The following is a 2,631-nucleotide window of genomic DNA, read 5'->3' on the forward strand; positions in this document are numbered from 1 at the left end:
GACACGCTTTACGAAACACCTCGCCCGCCTGAAAGAAGTCTTGTTTCACACCGGTGCCTTTTTTATACATCAGACCCAGATTGGCACACCCCCACGCATCACCCCCGTCACACGCTTTGCGATACCAATCTGCCGCCTCCGCAAGGTTTTGTTTCACACCTTCGCCTTTTTTATACATCAACCCCAGATCGGAACACGCGTCCGCATCACCCCCGTCGCACGCTTTACGAAAGAATGCCGCTGCCTGAGCAAAGTCTTGTGTCACACCTTTGCCGATGGCATACGACATGCCCAGATCGAGACACCCTGCTGCAGCACCTCGAGCGCATTGTGCTCTGGAGTCTGTGACTTGCTGAGACTCGTCTGCCGCGGTGAGACTTGGGAAGACACACGCCGCGACTAGCGTACTAATGAGCAGGTGGTAGCGAAGATTCACGGATGAGCCTGTGCTCTGGTTGCTGGCTAACCCTAAGGTAGCCGAAACCCTATGCCGATTGTGTAGGAGTGTCAAGGCGCGAAATGCTGAATCAGTCCAGGCGCTAACCTGTTGATTTAGTGGCGCGCCCGACAGGACTTGAACCTGTAACCCCCAGATCCGTAGTCTGGTGCTCTATCCATTGAGCTACGGGCGCGAAGGGACAGTATGCAACCGGCCGGTGTGGTGGATCCGCCATGCCTGGCGAGATCCACTACTTGCACTTGCTCCGGGAAAAGTAAGTGGCGGAGAGGGCGGGATTTGAACCCGCGACAAGGCTTTTGGCCCTGTGACGGTTTAGCAAACCGTTGCCTTCGGCCACTCGGCCACCTCTCCGTCTCTCGTGTCACCGGATGTCGCCGGCAGGCACGTACCTTGTGGCTCTTCATACCACGCCAACAAACGAAATGTACAATGCCGACAGGGGTAACGATATAGCCATTCCTGAGTGTATTTGGCAATCAATATCTTGCATCCTGTGAAAGGCCGTGCTTCAATTGCCAAACCGATTTCAAAACGCCACAGCACTGTTGTGTTGGAGGGGTGGCTGAGCGGCCGAAAGCGCCGGTCTTGAAAACCGGAGTCGGGGTAACTCGACCGTGGGTTCGAATCCCACCCCCTCCGCCAGAACAAGTCCTACCAACTTGCCCAACCAGCTCCTCCCCCGAAACCGTAGTCAGTCGGCTAGGCGTAGGGCTTTTCGCGCCGCTTCAGCGCGCGCATCATCACCGGATCGCTCAATCCCACTTCGCTCAGTGCGTCAAGCAGGTGGCACCGCCTTTCAGCTGCCAGCTCCTTTGCACGAGCATATTGCGCGCGATTGAACCGGGCAACCGACGGCTGCCCGTTGACAATCTGGCAGGCTAGGACCTCGCCGTCCACGTCGAGCGTCCCGCCCTGCTCGATCAACGTGCGTGCCTGCGCCGCGGTGATCTTGTGGAGCCGGGCAAAATCCTCAATGCCGCTGGTCTCGACCAGTGTGCCGTCCGGCATGATGCACAACCGCTTAAAATGCGGTGACCAGTCTTTTCGAAAGTCAATATAGGCGATGTCTCCCCGTTTCGCGATCTCGCGATCCAGCCTGGTAAAATCCAGACCGAGATTTTTCTTCTCCAATCGTTCCCGTAGCTCCGGCGGCAGGGTCCGCTCGAAGACACGCCAGGCCGCCTCGTCAAGCAACAGCCCATAGGCGAGGCGGAGCTGTTCGGCCTGCGCATACTGCTCGACATCAAGCGCCCACGTCATCTTTGGCGTTTCGCCGACCTTCCCCAGACGGCACACCCACGCACCTCGCGTCACCAGTAGGCCGTCCTGCGGATAGACATGGACACCGCCTTCGTCGAGCAGCCGCCGCATTATCTCGACCGGCATGGCATAACTTTCGGCCAGTACGTTCGCATGAGTCTCGACATTTTCCGGACCCGTCATGGCACAGACCCAGACATTTCCCGGAGGGTCAAACTCGCTGAAGTCTTCGATGATGTTATACAAAGCTGGCGGTTTCGCCGCTCCGGATGCTTTCTTCCTGATCTTGTACATGGTCCCTATCGCCTCCCGCGCGGTCGCATCATACCTGCGGATGGCGTCGGATGTCACCGCAGGAGAAGGGGCCGGCAACAGTGCCGCCAGTGGCGCCTTGCGTGGATATCCCCCCGCCGCCAGGGGACGGCCCGGAGGGCTGCGGGGGCAGTCCCTCCTCCACCTCCTGATCGGTCATGGGCTTCCGCGCCACACCGGGATCGTCCGGCAGATCCGTGGCCACAACAGCGTGCCCGGCTTCCAAGCCAACACCGTCACGCATACGCACGGGCGCGCCGGGAGCACCGCGGGCCTCCGACGGGGTAACCATTCCGGCTCCCCCCTCTCGACGCAACCGCCACACGAAAAGCTAACAGCACCTCCAAAGATGTCTGCCGGACCTCCTCCCCTTCTGCTATCCTAATTTGCGCAAGCGGCTGCGGGGACACTATCAACGCAAAAAACGTGGACTTTGTTCCGCGCAAGGCGGTAGGAGAGTTCATTGACAGCACCGAATACGAGCGCTTACAAAAGCACACTCGTTCGCAAAGAGCTGAGGTCTATGCCACTGCGCACCCCCGACTCGCACCGCCCCCCGATCATTGCCCTGGCGGTCATCCTTCTGCTGCTGCCTGCGA

3 protein-coding genes, 3 tRNA genes and 1 pseudogene are annotated in these 2,631 nt (G+C 59.2%); 1 reads left to right on the forward strand and 6 read right to left on the reverse strand.

What is annotated here, in order from left to right:
- From FJ248_08730 to FJ248_08745, 4 genes and pseudogenes are all read right to left on the reverse strand, one after another.
- Positions 1-178, reverse strand: a 178-nt coding sequence (locus FJ248_08730) for a sel1 repeat family protein (protein MBM4120961.1), incomplete at its 3' end; no start/stop codon positions are given.
- Between the two features lie 27 nt (positions 179-205).
- A pseudogene (locus FJ248_08735) lies at positions 206-289 on the reverse strand (SEL1-like repeat protein).
- A 267-nt stretch (positions 290-556) separates the two neighbouring features.
- Positions 557-632, reverse strand: a tRNA-Arg gene (locus FJ248_08740).
- An 86-nt stretch (positions 633-718) separates the two neighbouring features.
- Positions 719-811: transfer RNA gene (locus FJ248_08745), tRNA-Ser, on the reverse strand.
- 201 nt (positions 812-1,012) lie between these two features.
- Between FJ248_08745 and FJ248_08750 the strand changes: the two genes are divergently transcribed.
- Positions 1,013-1,102 (forward strand) — tRNA-Ser (locus FJ248_08750).
- 57 nt (positions 1,103-1,159) lie between these two features.
- On the opposite strand, the gene FJ248_08755 is transcribed toward FJ248_08750, so the two are convergent.
- Entirely contained in the window at positions 1,160-2,014 is an 855-nt protein-coding gene (locus tag FJ248_08755) for a hypothetical protein (protein ID MBM4120962.1), read from the reverse strand.
- A gap of 28 nt (positions 2,015-2,042) precedes the next feature.
- A complete protein-coding gene (locus FJ248_08760) occupies positions 2,043-2,324 on the reverse strand; it encodes a hypothetical protein (protein MBM4120963.1) in 282 nt (93 codons plus the stop codon).
- Between the last annotated feature and the right edge of the window lie 307 nt (positions 2,325-2,631).

This window comes from Nitrospira sp. (assembly GCA_016873435.1).
Lineage (GTDB): Bacteria > Nitrospirota > Nitrospiria > Nitrospirales > Nitrospiraceae > VGXF01.

Excerpts from the sequence above, each read along its gene's own strand:
- FJ248_08755 (MBM4120962.1), bottom strand. The coding sequence starts at position 2,014 with ATGTACAAGATCAGGAAGAAAGCATCCGGAGCGGCGAAACCGCCAGCT.
- FJ248_08760 (MBM4120963.1), bottom strand. The coding sequence starts at position 2,324 with ATGGTTACCCCGTCGGAGGCCCGCGGTGCTCCCGGCGCGCCCGTGCGT.